Origin of the sequence: Polynucleobacter sp. AP-Nino-20-G2, assembly GCF_018688235.1 — a bacterium.
Taxonomy (GTDB): Bacteria; Pseudomonadota; Gammaproteobacteria; order Burkholderiales; family Burkholderiaceae; genus Polynucleobacter.
This window is the reverse complement of record NZ_CP061313.1, coordinates 98,583-114,301: the sequence shown is the minus strand read 5'-3', so window position 1 is coordinate 114,301 and position 15,719 is coordinate 98,583. Positions and strand designations below refer to the sequence as shown.

Below are 15,719 nucleotides of genomic sequence, written 5' to 3'. Positions count from 1 at the left end.
TGATTTAGCCGCCTGAATAATGAGCCGCTTAGCGGCGCATTACCTTTTCAGAAGGTGTGAGCGCCTCAATATAAGCTGGTCTGCTGAAAATACGCTCAGCGTACTTCAATAAGGGAGCTGCATTGCGGGAGAGATCAATGCCGTAATGCTCCAAACGCCACAACAAAGGAGCGATTGCCACATCCAGCATGGAGAACTCTTCACCCAACATGTACTTGTTCTTCACAAAAATAGGTGCCAACTGAGTCAAACGATCACGAATAGCTAAACGCGCTTTTTCATGTGACTTCTCAGCAGCCTTACCTTTTTCATTTTCCAAAGCAGCGACGTGAACAAACAGCTCTTTCTCAAAATTAAAGAGGAAGAGGCGTGCGCGTGCGCGTGCAACTGGATCAGGCGGCATCAACTGTGGATGTGGAAAACGCTCATCAATGTATTCATTGATGATGTTTGACTCATACAAAATCAAGTCGCGCTCAACCAAGATTGGAACTTGGCCATAAGGGTTCATCACCGAGATGTCTTCTGGCTTATTAAACAAGTCAACATCGCGGATCTCAAAGTCCATGCCTTTTTCAAAAAGCACCAAACGGCAGCGTTGCGAGAATGGGCAGTTAGTGCCCGAGTACAACACCATCATAAATTTATTTCCTTAAATATCTACTTCAATACAACAAACGCACAACTAACTGCGGCTTTAAATCTTTTTACTCATGAGCCCTAACTTCAGGGCTAATGAATTTACTTAGTGAATGTCTTTCCAATAGGCTTTATTTAAGCGCCAAGCTAACAAAGTGAAGATTGCCAAAAAGATCAGCACTACAACACCCAAACGCTTACGCTCAAGCTGAACTGGCTCAGCCATCCATGACATAAATGCGACTAAGTCAGCAATATTGTCGTCATACTCTTGCGGCTTCATGGTGCCTGGAGTCAATTGCTCGAATCCTACGAATACTTTTTCTGTGCGGCTTTCGTCATGAGGATCTTGATGCTCCTCAAACTTCGCAGCACGTTCGCCTTGCAACTGCCAAAGAACATGTGGCATACCAACGTTTGGATACACCATATTGTTCCAACCAGTTTGCGTGGTGTCATCTTTGTAGAAAGTGCGAAAATAGGTGTAGAGCCAATCTGTACCACGTGCACGTGCCTCTACTGACAAATCAGGAGGGGTCTTACCAAAAAATGCCTTACCTTCCTTAGGTGTCATCGAAATTGTCATGAGATCGCCGACTTTGGCATCAGTCAAAATCAAGTTATCTTTGATCTGTTGATCAGTCAAGCCGATATCACGCAAGCGGTTGTAACGCATACTTGAGGCTGCATGGCAGTTCAAGCAATAGTTGACAAACAACTTAGCGCCATTTTGCAATGAAGCATTTTTGCTAACGCGATTAGGTGCTGTGTCCAGCGGAAAGCCACCTTCATTAGCATTAGCACTAACACCAAAGCCTAGGGCGGCAACCAAAACAGTTGCTTGGCAGACGCCCATCAAAGTTTGCAGAATTCGTTTCATACTAGTTCCTAATTTCTCTGGTGTCTGAATTAATGGGACTTAAAAGTAACGCGCGTTGGAACTGGCTTGAAAGTACCAAGCTTGCTCCAGAACGGCATTGCCAAGAAGAAGCCCAGATAATAAATAGTGCAAATCTGAGAAATCTTTTCAAACACTGGTGATGGCGGCTGAATGCCCAAGTAACCCAAAATCACAAAGCTCACGACAAACACGCCATAAATATATTTATGAAACTGTGGACGATAGCGAATAGATTTCACTGGTGAACGATCCAACCAAGGCAAGAAGAACATGATCACAACAGAACCGCCCATGATCACAACACCCCAGAACTTCGCATCAAATGCATAGAAGCCAGCAGCCAAAACAACAGCGATAGCGGCACATACGCCTTTGATCTTGATGTCTTTTGTGCTCTTAGCAAACATACCCAAAATCACTGCCAAGAAAATCCACAATGGCAACAAGAAGTTTGAAGTCGTTGCACGCAACATTGAGTAGAAAGGCGTGAAATACCAAACTGGTGCAATGTGCGCTGGAGTCACAAACGGATTAGCGGGAATAAAGTTATTTGCCTCGAGGAAGTAACCACCCATCTCCGGAGCAAAAAACACAATGCCAGCAAACACAATCAAGAAACCACCCAAGTACATGACGTCATGCACTGAGTAAAAAGGGTGAAATGGTATGCCATCAACTGGGTGGCCGTTTGCATCCAAGTTTTCTTTGATTTCAACGCCATCAGGGTTGTTGGAGCCCACTTCATGTAAAGCCAAAATGTGGGCAGCTACTAAACCAACCAATACCAATGGAATTGCAATCACATGGAATGCAAAGAAACGATTGAGGGTTGCATCACCCACAACATAGTCACCACGCAACCACAAAGATAGATCTGGGCCAATGAACGGAATTGCAGAGAACAAGTTCACAATCACTTGAGCGCCCCAATAGGACATTTGACCCCATGGGAGCAAGTAGCCGAAGAAGGCTTCACCCATCAAGCACAAGAAAATTGCGCAACCAAAAATCCAAATCAACTCGCGTGGCTTGCGATATGAACCGTAGATCAAGCCACGGAACATGTGCATATAAACCACCACAAAGAACATGGAAGCGCCAGTGGAATGCATATAGCGAATTACCCAACCCCAAGGCACTTCACGCATGATGTACTCAACGGACTCAAAAGCCTTTGCAGCATCAGGCTTGTAGTTCATCGTCAAGAAAATACCGGTAAAGATCTGATTGACCAACACAACGATAGCTAATGCACCAAAAATGTAGAAGAAATTCAGATTTTTTGGAGCGTAGTACTCGCTCATATGACGCTTAAATGCTTCTGTTACAGGTAGACGTGAGTCAACCCAAGCCATTAGCTTTTGAGCTGAGGAAGCGTCTGCTGGGACTTGTTTTTCTTGAAATGCCATTTATCTCTCCTTAGGCCTTCTTATCATCGCCAACCAGAATCTTGGTATCGCTCAAATACATATGTGGCGGTACTTCAAGGTTGTCTGGGGCTGGTTTGTTCTTAAATACGCGGCCTGCCATATCGAATGTAGAGCCGTGGCATGGGCATAAAAAGCCGCCTGGCCAGGTATTTGGCAAGGAAGGCTGAGCACCGGATTCAAACTTAGGTGTAGGAGAGCAACCTAAATGGGTGCAAATACCCACTACAACCAAGTATTCAGGCTTAATTGAACGCCATTGGTTTTGGGCATAAGGAGGGGTAAATTGGGCCGGATCCCTTAAAGAATCAGGGTCTGCAAGTTCCGAGTCAATCTTGGATAACTCTGCAACCTGCTCAGGAGTGCGACGCACCACCCAAACTGGCTTACCGCGCCACTCAACCATGCGCATCTCATCTGGCTGCATACCAGTAATATCGATCTCGACAGCAGCTCCAGCGGCCTTAGCACGCTCAGAAGGCTCAAAACTATCAACAAAAGGGTAAAGGGCTGCGGCTGCACCAACGCCGCCAACCGCTGAAGTAGCGATCAACCAATTGCGGCGATCCTTGTCCATACAGGGCTTGTCACTCATTTACAAAATTCCTCGGAAGAGCATTTATGGGTGGAAATTGCTTAAAGGTAAGATTTTAAAGTAAAAAGTGGGGTATGCAAGTAAGTTATGGGGTTAATCTCAGGTTAATCTCTATCTAAATTAAAAAGGGAGTGTTTATGAGTGTTTTAAAAGAGTTTCGGGACTTTGCCGTTAAGGGAAATGTCATCGATTTAGCGGTTGGTGTGATTATTGGCGGTGCTTTTGGGAAGATCGTGGATTCCCTGGTAAATGACATTGTGATGCCAGTGATTTCAACCCTACTAGGCGGTCATATCGACTTTACAAACCTGTTTATCGTTCTGGGTCATGTACCAGATGGCGTACCTAGAACCTTTGATGCCCTCAAAAAGGCCGGGGTACCAATCTTTGCATACGGTAATTTCATCACCATTTCGATTAATTTCATCCTTTTGGCATTTGTGATCTTCCAAATGATCAAAGTAGTCAACAAGGTTCGAATCATGGATGCTCCCCCAGCACCACCAGCACCTCCAGAACCAGAAGATATTTCCTTACTCAGAGAAATTCGGGATAGCCTGAAAAAATAGCAATAATCTCAAGCTGCCAATCTACTTGCAAAGCCCCAATATCAGACCCGAGCAGGATCTCATTTCAAAATCTGTATACGGGGGTTGGGGTTGTTTCAGCATTACTTTTACCACGGGAATAGCCATCCACTTCAATCAACTCAGAGTTGGCTAGATGGCTTTTTAAGCCAACTGCAAATAGGTTCCGGCAAGAAGACTTCATTAGGGGTTGCACACCATGATGGCATCAACCCAAATACCTCACAAAGCTTAATAAACAAAAAACCCACTGTGTTGCCACAGTGGGTTAATTTAGTACCAAACTAATCTTCTACTAGCTTACGCTAGCATTAAATTAGAAAGTGTGACGTACGCCAGCAGCGTAGTTCATACCAGAAACGCCTGAAACACCAGTAGAACCTGTTGCGCCATTGCTTGACTGGTTGAATGAACCGTATGCTACGTACAAGTTTGTACGCTTGCTCAAGTAGTAGTCTGAACCTAACTGAGTTGTACGGAAGTTAGCATAAGCTGTGCCTGGCTGAGCATAGCTTGACTTACCTAAACCATAAGTTGCGTATACAGAGATAGTTGGTGTAATGAAGCTCTTAGCACCCAACTGATAAGCTGAACGTGAAGTACCGAAGTTGTTATCAGCAGTTGCAAAGGCTTTACGTGTGATGTACTGAGCGTATGTCTTCACGATACCGAAGTCATAAGTTGCAGCAGCATATGTCTGTGAATCACTAGCGTTAACACCAAAGTTACCTGCTGAGCCGTCAGCTGCTTTAGCACCAGTAGTTGTTTGAGCTGCAGTACCGTTTTGTGCTCTGAAAGACTGATAAGCAGCAACAACGTTCAACTTGTTCCAAACGTAGTCAGCATTTACGCCGAATACTGTGTTGTTATTTGCACCAGTAGAAGTAGTACCTGATTGGCTTGAATTAGCTTGTGCATAGAATGCTTGGCCTTGCAAACCAGCGAAACGAACGGACTGAACTTTCAATGCATTTGAAGCGCGTGTTACATAAGCACCGCTAGATGCGTCAAAACTTGTAGGGGAAGATCCAGTGGATGAGTAAGAACCTAAACCAGTGTTGTATGTGCCAGTAGAAGATTGCAAGTTACCCGTGTAAACAGCGTTACCAACTAAGTTGTTCATGCTAGCTGCATCAGTAGTAGCCATTACGTCAAAAACTGGAGTGTACTGAGTACCAATAGTTGCTGAACCCATACCGCTCTTGCTTAAACCAGCAAAAGTTTGACGGTTGAATTGACCAAATGTACCTGTGCCAGTTGTAGCAGCGTTATTGCTACCGCTACCGTTAGGGTTTACTGCTGTTTCAATAGTGAAGATAGCAGCCAAACCACCACCTAAATCTTCAGAACCTTTGAAGCCAATGCGGCTTGTGGATTCAGCAGATTGGCCAAAGCCAGCTGAGCCACCGTTAACTGCTAAACCACCAGTACCGGCACCATTGCTAACGTTTGCTGCGTTAGCTGTTGTAGAAGTACCGTTGTAATGTGAGCCAACAAAACCTACGTCCAAGATACCGTATACGGTTACTGAGGACTGAGCTTGTGCAGCGCCAGCAAATGCTGTCATTGCTGCAACTGCTAATAGTGATTTTTTCATTCTTTAAATCTCCATAAATTGAAAGTAATGCCCAAATAAAACTGGGACCAATGAATTTTGCTTCTTTTGCCCCACTAGACTGGGGGTAAGGGTATTTAGGAGCTCTTTTTGCTTGTCAAAAGGTAGTTTTTTGGCTTTCTTTGTTGTATCACGGCAACAAGAGCATCCTTTTCGGGTGTTTTGGGGCCTCAGATGGCAAAATTGTCATATGGCAAGCCGCGAATTCTTAAAAATCCTCCAATCAGCCCGCCTTGGTGATGTTTCTGCGCAACAAAATTTAGCTTCAGCCTATCTTACCGGGGCCTTTAAAACCCCCATACAGCCAGCCAACGCATTGATTTGGCTTGAGAAATCGTACTTTTCCATTAAAAATCAAGTACTTGAGGATTCAAGCTCAAGTGATGATGAAATCCCTGCTTTGCTCTTATGCTCACCTCAAATTCTGGGGGTACTTGAGCAGATTTCAGCGGTTCCTTTGGCTGCAACCTTTAACTCGCCCGCATTTCCCTTTGGGTGGAAATCATTTTGGGGCTTGGCAAAAGCAAATATTTCCGCAAGTTACGCAGCGCAATGGCAACTCGGAGAGTTGCTGCTAGATCCCGATAAAAAGGATTTGCAGACTGAACTTGCTCATTGGCTTTTGAAACACGAAGGCGGCACTGATTTTTTATCCCTTCAAAAAACAGCTAAAGAATTTCTATTGACATTAGCTGAGGCCGAAACACCATTTACGAATTCCGCTAAAGAGCTTCTCATTCAGCTTCAGCCAAAAGATGAAACGCTCTCGTCGCTTTGGAACACTTGGCTTAATGATCACAACGAAGACGCATTGATTCGAGCAGCTGAGCTGGGACTCACCATCGCTAAACTCACACTGGGTTTGCGACTTGCTCAATTTGATAGAGTCACAAGTCAATCCATTAAATCCAATGCCTCATTAAAAAAAGCCGCTTACTGGTTAGAGCTCGCTGCTAAAGATGGTGATCGTGATGCCTGGTTTGCACTTGGGGAGATTTATCGTCGCCCGCAATTCTCAGGCTACAACGCAACCGAGAGTGACCGCTGCTTTGATAGGGCCGCTGACCTTGGTCATGCGCAGGCGCAACTTCGTAAAGGAGCGAACCTCTGGCGTAAGCGCGAAAAGATTGAAGAGAAGGTGCGCGGACTTCAAGCCTCCTACTGGGTATGGCAAGCTCACCAACAAGGAGTGCCAGAAGCCAAGGAGTTGCTGGGGAAAATTCTAGAGAGTATTGATGATCCCAAGAAGAACGATTGGCATGAGTTAGCCACTTATGCTGAAAAGGCTTTAGATCATCATGCCGAATACAAACTCGATGCCGAATGGATCTTGCTTTGTCACAGAATCATCATTGCCAATCAGTTTAATTTGAGCAAAGCCGAACTATTACTTTGTGAGGTTGGCCAACTTCAACATGAACATTGTGTTGTGGTGGATATTCGTTGGGAGTTGCCAAAAATTCTGCCAAGACTGATTCAGATTGACACTATTCAGCAACGTCGCTCCTTACTAGCGGCTGGTAAAGCATTTGCTGGAGCGGATTTAGATCAGGAAGGCAATTTGCGCCAAAGGCGCTATCGCTTTGATCGAGTGACTACTTGGTTGCAGAATACCTTTTCAAAGCAGGGCTTAACTACGGAAGCTAATTAAGCAATACTTAATTAGTATTTGCGGCGCCCGTCTCATCCTCAGATGAAGGCTTTGGCACGTAGAAGCGCGCCACCAATAAGCCGAGCTCATAAAGCAAACTCATTGGCACCGCTAGAAGCAACTGAGACAAGACATCAGGCGGCGTAACGATTGCTGAAATCACAAACGCGCCAACAATCACATAAGGACGGATCTCTCTCAGCTTAGCCAATGGCACCATACCCATACGAACTAGGACCACCACAACAACTGGCACCTCAAAGGTGATGCCAAACGCCAAGAAGGTGGTCATGGCAAAGCTCAGATAATTATCAATGTCCGTAGACATCTCCGCACCAAGCGGCGCGTTATAACTCGCCATGAATTTAAATACCGTTGGAAATACCAAGAAATACGCAAAAGCCATGCCGAAAATAAAGAGGCTGTAGCTACTTACGACCAAAGGCAAAATGAGCTTGCGTTCATGTTGATACAAACCAGGGGCAATAAAGGCCCACAGCTGGTACATCACCACTGGCAAAGCAATTAAGAAGGCAACCAACATCGTTACCTTCATTGGCACAAAGAAAGATCCCGTGACATCGGTCACAATCATTTTTCCGCCAGCAGGCAATGCCTCTAACAAAGGTTGCGCGAAGTAATGAAAAATATCGGGCGCCCAGTAGACTAGGCCGACGAACACCACAATAATAGCCAGCGCGGATTTAACAATGCGATCACGCAATTCAAACAGATGGGATAGGAAAGATTCCTGTAGGCCTGAATCTTCTGTTGAATTATTTTGCGTCATTGAAATAGTTTTTACTGTTTTTACTTATTGGCGCTGTGATGGAAACGCTTCATTCGGGCGGCACCGGATTGCACGCGCGTACGAATACCGGCAGAACGCTTGAACCAAACTGGTCTTGCCGCACGTCTTACGCCCCAGCTCTTTCGACCCTGACGCACAGACTTGCGAAGCACTTCTTTTTCATCAAGCGGCGCTCTGGTGAAATTATTTTCAAAGATATCGGCTTGATCACTCAGATTTGCGCTGGCCTCTTGAACGGTTGACTGAATACTGCTTTCAACCTCCTTTAAAACCGAGGCACTCTCTTCGCGCAGCTTCTTAAACTCTTCTACTTCCATCTGACGGCTCACTTCAGATTTCACATCAGCCATGTAGCGCTGTGCACGCCCAAATAAATTACCCGCCATGCGAGCAACTTTTGGCAAACGTTCTGGCCCAACTACCACCAAGGCAACTACCGCGATCAGCGCGAGCTTTGATACGCCAAGATCAATCATTTAGAAATGATGTGTAGTAGTTGCGTAATGTGGACAATTACTTGTTAACGTCTTTGGCCTGCACATCCACAGTTTTATCCGCAGGTGCTGTAGCGCTCTGAATTTGTTCCCTGGCTTTGTCTTGTGGCTCTTCAGATGCTTTCATGCCATCTTTAAAGCCTTTCACTGCGCCGCCTAAGTCTTGGCCGATATTGCGTAATTTTTTGGTACCAAATACCAACATCACGATCACCAATACGATCAACCAATGCCAAATGCTAAATGAACCCATCTTTAATCTCCTTGGACTATTTTTTCCAGGGGCGTGGACCGCCCATCACATGTAGATGCAAGTGATAGACCTCTTGTCCACCATCTGCACCATTGTTCACTACTAATCTAAAGCCACCATCTTTTCCAGGACGACAACCCTGTTCTTTTGCAAGACGTGGCGCCAATTCCATCATTCTACCTAGCAATGGCGCATCCATCGCCTCCGCAGACTCAAGCATGTCGATATGTTTCTTAGGAATAATCAAAAAATGGATCGGCGCTGCTGGGTTAATGTCTTTAAATGCATAGATTTCCTCATCCTCGTAAACCTTTTGGGATGGGATCGCCCCTTGAGAAATCTTACAAAACAAGCAATTTGGATCGTGGCTCACGCTTTGGCCTCTACTAATGGATAGATTTATCTGTATTTACTCTTTACCAGCAGCTTTTCTAGCCGCCTTCTCTTCTATTCCAGAAGTACCAAGACGGCGAGTTAACTCAGCAAGAACATCCTCTGGGCGCAATCCAAACTGAGAAAGCGCAATCATGCAGTGAAACCAGAGATCAGCCATTTCACCAACTAGGAGTTTTTGCTGCTCGGGCGCTAAATTGGCATTTCGTGCATCTTTGGCCGCCATGACCGCCTCAGTGGCCTCTTCACCAATCTTTTTCAAGATCCCATCATCGCCCTTAGAAAAGAGCAAAGCGGTGTAGGAAGTCTTTGGATCCGCTTGGCCAGCCTTGAAGGCATCACGTCGCCGATCGACCACATCAGCCAAATGGGCTAATGCGGAATCTAAATTTGCAGGGGTTTGCGCTGAACTAGTCATAGAGCGATTTTATGTCTTTTATCGATCCAAGATCGTCTCTTTACTTCTTTGACTTGGATTCATCAATCCAGCTATTGCTAGCCGAATCCCATCCCAAGAAGAAACAGCTGTGCTCGCCAGTATGACAAGCAATCCCATCTTTTTGCTCCACCAAAAGCAAAATCGTATCGCCATCGCAGTCTAGGCGAATTTCTTTTACTTTTTGAGTATGACCCGATTCCTCGCCCTTGTGCCACAGCTTTTGTCTTGAGCGGGTCCAATACACGGCCTCGCCTAAACGCAGGGTTGCTAATAACGCGTCCCGATTCATCCAAGCCATCATCAAAACATCTTTGCTACCTAGCTCCTGGGCAATCACCGGAACCAAGCCCTGTTCATTCCAGGTAACAGCGTCTAGCCATGGGCCAGCCTCTAAAGAGGGGATAGGAGTGAAGGTGCTCATTAATTTTTCTCTGTACTTATGTATGTCGCACCTTAGATGCGAACAGGGATGCCCTGGCTAGCCATATATTCTTTTGCCTGGCCAACGGTGTATTCACCATAATGAAAAATGCTAGCAGCTAGCACGGCATCAGCATGGCCTTTAGTAATACCGTCCACCAAGTGCTGTAAATTACCCACGCCACCAGAAGCAATGACTGGCACACTCACAGCATCACTTACAGCAGCAGTTAACTCAAGATCAAAACCATCTTTACTGCCATCCCGGTTCATGCTCGTCAGAAGGATTTCTCCAGCGCCACGCTGAGCAACTTCAGATGCCCATGCCACTACATCCATACCAGTCGCCGTTCTGCCGCCATGGGTAAAGACCTCCCAATTACCTGCCTCAGTTTTTTTAGCGTCAATTGCCACAACAATACATTGGGAGCCGTAATAAGCAGCCGCATCAGAAACTAAATCAGGGTTGGCTACTGCAGATGAATTCATGCTCACCTTGTCTGCGCCCGCATTTAATAAACGGCGCACATCTGCAACAGCACGCACGCCACCGCCAACCGTCAGAGGAATAAATACTTGGGAAGCAACATCTTCAATGATGTGCAAAATCAGATCGCGCCCATCAGAGGTAGCGGTGATATCCAAGAAAGTGAGCTCATCTGCACCTTGCGTGTCATAACGCTTCGCAATCTCAACGGGATCGCCAGCATCACGCAAACCAACAAAGTTCACCCCTTTAACAACGCGCCCTGCGGTGACATCAAGACAAGGAATGATTCTCTTGGTTAGCACTGATAATTACTCTAGATAATTTTCTTAGCAAACTTCAGTGTTAACTCATCGGCATATTTTTGCGCCGCGGTTAAATCTAAATCGCCAGCATAAATTGAGCGGCCAGCAATCACGCCCATAATGCCCTCGGCTTCTGCCTCGCATAGCGCTTCGATATCTTGATTGTTTGATAAACCACCGCTAGCAATCACAGGAATACGAATGGCTTGCGCTAATTTAATCGTGGCATCCATATTGACGCCCTTGAGCATGCCATCGCGACCAATGTCGGTGTAGATAATCGCCTCAACACCATAATCTTCAAATTTCTTAGCAAGGTCGATCACTTCGTGGCCAGTAATCTTGCTCCAACCATCTGTCGCCACTTTGCCATCGCGTGCATCTAGACCCACCATGATGTGTCCAGGGAAAGCCGTGCAAGCATCTTGCACAAATCCCGGGCTCTTGACCGCGGCAGTTCCAATAATGACGGTGCTAATACCATCATCCAATAAACGTTCAATGGTTTCTAAATCACGAATACCACCACCGAGCTGCACCGGAATTTCATCGCCGACTGCTTTGAGAATCGATTTAATCGCAGACTCATTCTTCAGCTTGCCTGCAAATGCGCCATTGAGATCGACGAGATGTAAACGGCGCGCGCCTTTGCTGATCCAATGCGTGGCCATCGCGCCCGGGTCCTCAGAAAAAACAGTGGCTTTATCCATGTCACCTTGTTCGAGTCGAACACAGTGGCCATCTTTTAAGTCAATTGCGGGAATGAGCAGCATAGCGGGACGTTAGAAAAGTATTAAGGTTGCCAAGAAACAAAATTTTTGTAGAGCTTTAATCCGTATTCTGCACTTTTTTCTGGATGAAATTGGGTTGCAAAAATATTATCCTTTGCAACAGCAGAAGTAAACCAATCGCCATATTCTGTAGAGCCAGCAATATCTTCTTTACGCGCTGGCACAACATAGTAACTATGAACAAAGTAGAAGCTGGTCATATCGGGAATGCCACTCCAGATTGGGTGCTCACGATCCTGCCGTACTTGATTCCAACCCATATGTGGCACCTTGTAAGCGGAGCCATCTGGTTGTAACTTACCGGCCAACTCAAAACGGCGGACCTCTCCAGGAATTAAACCTAAGCAAGGCGTCCATGCGCTACCCGAACTAGAGCGCACTTCAGCGCTTTGATCAAATAGCATTTGCTCACCTACGCAAACACCTAATAGTGGTTTGTTTTTAGCCGCATCAAGCAAGGCTTCCAGCAAGCCCGACTCTTCTAAATGTTTCATGCAATCAGGCATCGCGCCTTGCCCCGGAAGCACAACTCGCTCCGCGGCAATAATTTCTTCAGGGGTGCGCGCAATCACAACATTGGCGTCTGGCGCCACATGATGAAAGGCCTGATATACGGAACGTAGGTTTCCCATTCCGTAATCTACGATCGCAATTGTTTGCGCCAACTGTTGACCTATGCTCTGTAGTGTTCTTTGGCAGTCTTCTATCTTCTATTTAGCACTAGAAGCGTTTTAGATCAGAGACTGCCCTTAGTAGAAGGAACGACACCGGAAGCGCGTGGGTCGAGCTCTAAAGCCATGCGTAATGCACGACCAAAGGCCTTAAACACGGTTTCAATCTGGTGGTGGGCATTAATGCCGCATAAATTGTCGATGTGTAAAGTCACTCCGGCGTGATTCACAAAGCCGCGGAAGAATTCAATACTGAGATCCACATCAAAATCACCTACTCGCGCACGGGTAAATGGAACATTGAATTCCAAACCAGGGCGACCTGAAAAATCGATCACTACGCGAGATAAAGTTTCATCCAAAGGGACATAAGAGTGGCCATAACGGGTAATACCCGCTTTATCGCCCACCGCCTTAGCGAATGCTTGACCCAAAGTGATGCCTACATCCTCCACTGTGTGGTGATCATCAATATGGGTATCGCCTTTGGCGACTACTTTAAGGTCGATCATGCCGTGACGGGCAATCTGATCGAGCATATGATCTAAAAACGGAACGCCAGAGGCCAGCTCAGCTTTTCCAGTGCCATCTAAATTGATAGCAATTTGAATTTTGGTTTCCGAAGTATTTCGGGTAACGTCGGCTTGCCGCATGCTTCAGTGCGCCGCGAGGCGAAGTGTTGATTGAAGCCTCATAATATCATTCCTAGTGCAGATATAAATGCCGAGTTTGCTTCATTGTATTTATTGTATTTTTTGCTAATTTTTGACCAGAGTCCCTCATGAGCCGCTTTTGGAGCCCCGTTATTCAGACCCTCACCCCTTATGTTCCAGGGGAACAGCCGCAAATGGAGCGGCTGGTAAAGCTTAATACCAATGAGAGTCCTTATGGACCATCCCCCAAGGCTCTGGCTGCTATTAGCCAGCAAAATAATGAAGATTTAAGGCTTTACCCAGACCCAGAAGGCGCTCTTCTTAAGAAGGCTATTGCTGATTTACACGGATTAGACCCAAAACAGGTATTTCTGGGAAATGGCTCAGACGAGGTCTTGGCGCACGTTTTCTTAGGCCTACTGAAACAAGAGAAGCCTGTCCAATTTCCGGACATTACCTATAGCTTCTATCCAGTCTATTGCAAGTTATTTGGTATCAGTTACGAAGCGATTCCTCTAGGGCCGCAGTTTGAGGTTCAGGTTGGCGACTTCAAAACCCCCAATGGCGGCGTCATTTTCCCGAACCCTAATGCCCCGACTGGAAGAGCCATTCCTCGGACGGACATCGAGGCCCTTCTCCGGAAGAATCAGGATTCCGTAGTGGTGATTGACGAAGCTTATGTGGACTATGGCACTGAATCCTGCATTCCCCTGCTTTGTGGACCAAACTGCCCAGAAAACTTGCTCGTCGTTCATACCCTTTCCAAATCACGCGCCTTAGCTGGCCTACGTGTTGGCTTTGCAGTGGGACACCCTTCACTCATCGAGGGTCTAGAGCGCGTAAAGAATAGCTTTAACTCTTATCCATTGGGTCGCTTAGCTCAGGCTGGTGCGATCGCCGCCATTCAAGATCAGGCACACCTAGAGACTACGACTGCCAAGGTCATTGACACCCGTGAACGCTTGGTGAGTGAATTAGCATCCCTCGGTTTTGAAACGCTGCCCTCTAGCGCAAACTTTATTTTTACGCGCCATCCAAAACATGCTGGTGGGAAGCTATATCAGGCATTACGTGATCGAGGCATTATCGTGCGCCACTTTAAATCGCCACGTATTGAAGAATTTTTGCGGATTACGATTGGCACTGATGAGCAAAGCAATGAATTAGTCGCGGCCCTGAAAGAAATTCTGGCGGGCACTTAAATCCATTGCATTGATGGATTTACCGCTTTGGTTTTTAAACAGGCTACGTATTTATTTCTTCAGGCGCATCTCAGCTGCGCGAGCATGAGCTTGTAATCCCTCGCCATGCGCCAGAGTGCTAGCTACCGCACCCAAAGTCTGAGCGCCTGCCTCGCTTACTTCAATCATGCTAGAACGTTTAATAAAGTCATAAACACCTAGTGGCGAAGAGAAGCGTGCCGTGCGAGCAGTTGGTAAAACGTGGTTTGGTCCTGCGCAGTAATCACCCAAAGATTCACTGGTGAAGTTGCCCATGAAGATAGCGCCAGCGTGACGAATCGATTCTGCCCACTTACGCGCATCCTTTGCGCAAATCTCTAAATGCTCTGCGGCAATAGCATTCGCAATCTCACATGCTTCAGCCATATCCTTTACTTGGATCAGCAAGGCACGATTAGTCAGCGATGCTTCAATGACTTTCTTCCGAGGCATCTCAGGCAATAAACGATTAATGCTTGCTTGTACCTGCTCAATAAATTGCGTATCGGGACACAGCAAGATAGACTGCGCCAACTCATCATGCTCAGCCTGAGAAAACAAATCCATCGCAATCCAATCAGGATTGCTTGAACCGTCGCATAACACCAGGATTTCTGATGGGCCAGCGATCATGTCAATGCCCACAATACCAAATACTCTGCGCTTCGCGGCAGCGACATAGGCATTACCAGGGCCAACAATTTTATCGACCGGCGGAATCGTTTTCGTTCCATACGCTAGAGCACCTACCGCCTGTGCCCCACCGATCGTAAAGACACGGTCAACACCCGCCAACCAAGCCGCAGCCAATACCAATGGGTTACGCGCCCCATCTGGAGTTGGCACCACCATGATGACCTCTGGTACGCCAGCAACCTTTGCTGGAATCGCATTCATCAGAACAGAGGATGGGTAAGCAGCTTTGCCGCCAGGAACATAAATTCCTACGCGATCCAATGCAGTCACCTTTTGACCTAAGCGCGTGCCATCTACCTCTTCATATTCCCAGGAATGGCAGCCCGCCTCAATCTTTTGCTTCTCGTGATACGCACGCACACGCTGCGCAGCGATATCGAGAGCATTTTTTTGTTCGGCCGATAAACCTTCATAGGCCTTTTTTAATTCTTCGCGAGAAATTTCTAGCTCGGCAATAGTAGAAACATTTAAGCGATCAAATTGTTTTGTGAAATCAAGAACTGCAGCATCGCCATCTTCTTTCACTCGGGCCAAAATTTTCACTACGGCAGCATCAATCGCCTCATCATCAGCCATCGGCAAAGAAAGGCTAGAGAGCAGAGTTTCTTTAAACCCTGCATCCTGGCTATGAAGACGTTTGACTTGTGCGGTAGACATGTAAGTTTTCTTTA

Annotated in this window: 19 protein-coding genes; 3 read left to right on the top strand and 16 right to left on the bottom strand. The window is 46.4% G+C overall.

Annotation, left to right across the window (positions count from 1 at the left end; translation table 11 throughout):
* Positions 1–28: 28 nt before the first annotated feature.
* The 4 genes from FD960_RS00660 to petA all read right to left on the bottom strand — a co-directional run bounded on the left by FD960_RS00660 (position 29) and on the right by petA (position 3,562).
* A complete protein-coding gene (locus tag FD960_RS00660; RefSeq protein ID WP_015420301.1) occupies positions 29–640 on the bottom strand; it encodes a glutathione S-transferase N-terminal domain-containing protein in 612 nt (203 codons plus the stop codon).
* Between the two features lie 105 nt (positions 641–745).
* A complete protein-coding gene (locus FD960_RS00655) occupies positions 746–1,519 on the bottom strand; it encodes a cytochrome c1 (RefSeq protein WP_371817434.1) in 774 nt (257 codons plus the stop codon).
* Between the two features lie 29 nt (positions 1,520–1,548).
* Positions 1,549–2,949 (bottom strand): cytochrome bc complex cytochrome b subunit, encoded by a 1,401-nt coding sequence (locus FD960_RS00650; RefSeq protein ID WP_215299251.1) that lies wholly within the window; start codon positions 2,947–2,949, stop codon positions 1,549–1,551.
* A 10-nt stretch (positions 2,950–2,959) separates the two neighbouring features.
* Positions 2,960–3,562 (bottom strand): ubiquinol-cytochrome c reductase iron-sulfur subunit, encoded by a 603-nt coding sequence (gene petA, locus FD960_RS00645; RefSeq protein ID WP_215299250.1) that lies wholly within the window; start codon positions 3,560–3,562, stop codon positions 2,960–2,962.
* A gap of 137 nt (positions 3,563–3,699) precedes the next feature.
* Between petA and mscL the strand changes: the two genes are divergently transcribed.
* Positions 3,700–4,131 carry a large conductance mechanosensitive channel protein MscL gene (mscL, locus tag FD960_RS00640; protein WP_215299249.1) on the top strand — a complete coding sequence of 144 codons (432 nt, stop codon included), beginning with the start codon at positions 3,700–3,702 and terminating at the stop codon, positions 4,129–4,131.
* Positions 4,132–4,465: 334 nt separating this feature from the next.
* On the opposite strand, the gene FD960_RS00635 is transcribed toward mscL, so the two are convergent.
* On the bottom strand, positions 4,466–5,746 hold the full coding sequence (locus tag FD960_RS00635; protein ID WP_215299248.1) for a porin: 1,281 nt from the start codon (positions 5,744–5,746) through the stop codon (positions 4,466–4,468).
* 208 nt (positions 5,747–5,954) lie between these two features.
* On the opposite strand from FD960_RS00635, the gene FD960_RS00630 reads away from it, so the two are divergent.
* Positions 5,955–7,415, top strand: a complete 1,461-nt coding sequence (locus FD960_RS00630; RefSeq protein ID WP_215299247.1) for a tetratricopeptide repeat protein — start codon at positions 5,955–5,957, stop codon at positions 7,413–7,415.
* 7 nt (positions 7,416–7,422) lie between these two features.
* Here the strand turns inward: FD960_RS00630 and tatC are convergent, their stop codons facing one another.
* From tatC to hisB, 10 genes are all read right to left on the bottom strand, one after another.
* Entirely contained in the window at positions 7,423–8,205 is a 783-nt protein-coding gene (gene tatC / locus FD960_RS00625; protein ID WP_215299246.1) for a twin-arginine translocase subunit TatC, read from the bottom strand.
* A 20-nt stretch (positions 8,206–8,225) separates the two neighbouring features.
* Positions 8,226–8,702 carry a Sec-independent protein translocase protein TatB gene (tatB, locus tag FD960_RS00620; RefSeq protein WP_215299245.1) on the bottom strand — a complete coding sequence of 159 codons (477 nt, stop codon included), beginning with the start codon at positions 8,700–8,702 and terminating at the stop codon, positions 8,226–8,228.
* A 37-nt stretch (positions 8,703–8,739) separates the two neighbouring features.
* Positions 8,740–8,973 (bottom strand): Sec-independent protein translocase subunit TatA, encoded by a 234-nt coding sequence (tatA, locus tag FD960_RS00615; protein ID WP_215299244.1) that lies wholly within the window; start codon positions 8,971–8,973, stop codon positions 8,740–8,742.
* Between the two features lie 16 nt (positions 8,974–8,989).
* Positions 8,990–9,346, bottom strand: a complete 357-nt coding sequence (locus FD960_RS00610; RefSeq protein ID WP_215299243.1) for a histidine triad nucleotide-binding protein — start codon at positions 9,344–9,346, stop codon at positions 8,990–8,992.
* Positions 9,347–9,382: 36 nt separating this feature from the next.
* Positions 9,383–9,784, bottom strand: a complete 402-nt coding sequence (locus FD960_RS00605) for a phosphoribosyl-ATP diphosphatase (protein WP_215299242.1) — start codon at positions 9,782–9,784, stop codon at positions 9,383–9,385.
* Positions 9,785–9,824: 40 nt separating this feature from the next.
* Complete coding sequence (hisI, locus tag FD960_RS00600; RefSeq protein WP_215299241.1) at positions 9,825–10,226, bottom strand: phosphoribosyl-AMP cyclohydrolase; 402 nt, start codon at positions 10,224–10,226, stop codon at positions 9,825–9,827.
* 32 nt (positions 10,227–10,258) lie between these two features.
* Entirely contained in the window at positions 10,259–11,017 is a 759-nt protein-coding gene (gene hisF, locus FD960_RS00595; protein ID WP_215299240.1) for an imidazole glycerol phosphate synthase subunit HisF, read from the bottom strand.
* An 11-nt stretch (positions 11,018–11,028) separates the two neighbouring features.
* Positions 11,029–11,790 carry a 1-(5-phosphoribosyl)-5-[(5-phosphoribosylamino)methylideneamino]imidazole-4-carboxamide isomerase gene (gene hisA / locus FD960_RS00590; RefSeq protein ID WP_215299239.1) on the bottom strand — a complete coding sequence of 254 codons (762 nt, stop codon included), beginning with the start codon at positions 11,788–11,790 and terminating at the stop codon, positions 11,029–11,031.
* Between the two features lie 20 nt (positions 11,791–11,810).
* Positions 11,811–12,473, bottom strand: coding sequence for an imidazole glycerol phosphate synthase subunit HisH (gene hisH / locus FD960_RS00585; protein WP_215299238.1), 663 nt, complete (start codon positions 12,471–12,473; stop codon positions 11,811–11,813).
* A 71-nt stretch (positions 12,474–12,544) separates the two neighbouring features.
* Complete coding sequence (gene hisB, locus FD960_RS00580; protein WP_215299237.1) at positions 12,545–13,132, bottom strand: imidazoleglycerol-phosphate dehydratase HisB; 588 nt, start codon at positions 13,130–13,132, stop codon at positions 12,545–12,547.
* Between the two features lie 128 nt (positions 13,133–13,260).
* Here hisB and hisC point away from each other — a divergent pair, with 128 nt between their 5' ends.
* A complete protein-coding gene (hisC, locus tag FD960_RS00575) occupies positions 13,261–14,334 on the top strand; it encodes a histidinol-phosphate transaminase (RefSeq protein ID WP_215299236.1) in 1,074 nt (357 codons plus the stop codon).
* Between the two features lie 51 nt (positions 14,335–14,385).
* Here the strand turns inward: hisC and hisD are convergent, their stop codons facing one another.
* Positions 14,386–15,705, bottom strand: a complete 1,320-nt coding sequence (hisD, locus tag FD960_RS00570) for a histidinol dehydrogenase (protein ID WP_215299235.1) — start codon at positions 15,703–15,705, stop codon at positions 14,386–14,388.
* Between the last annotated feature and the right edge of the window lie 14 nt (positions 15,706–15,719).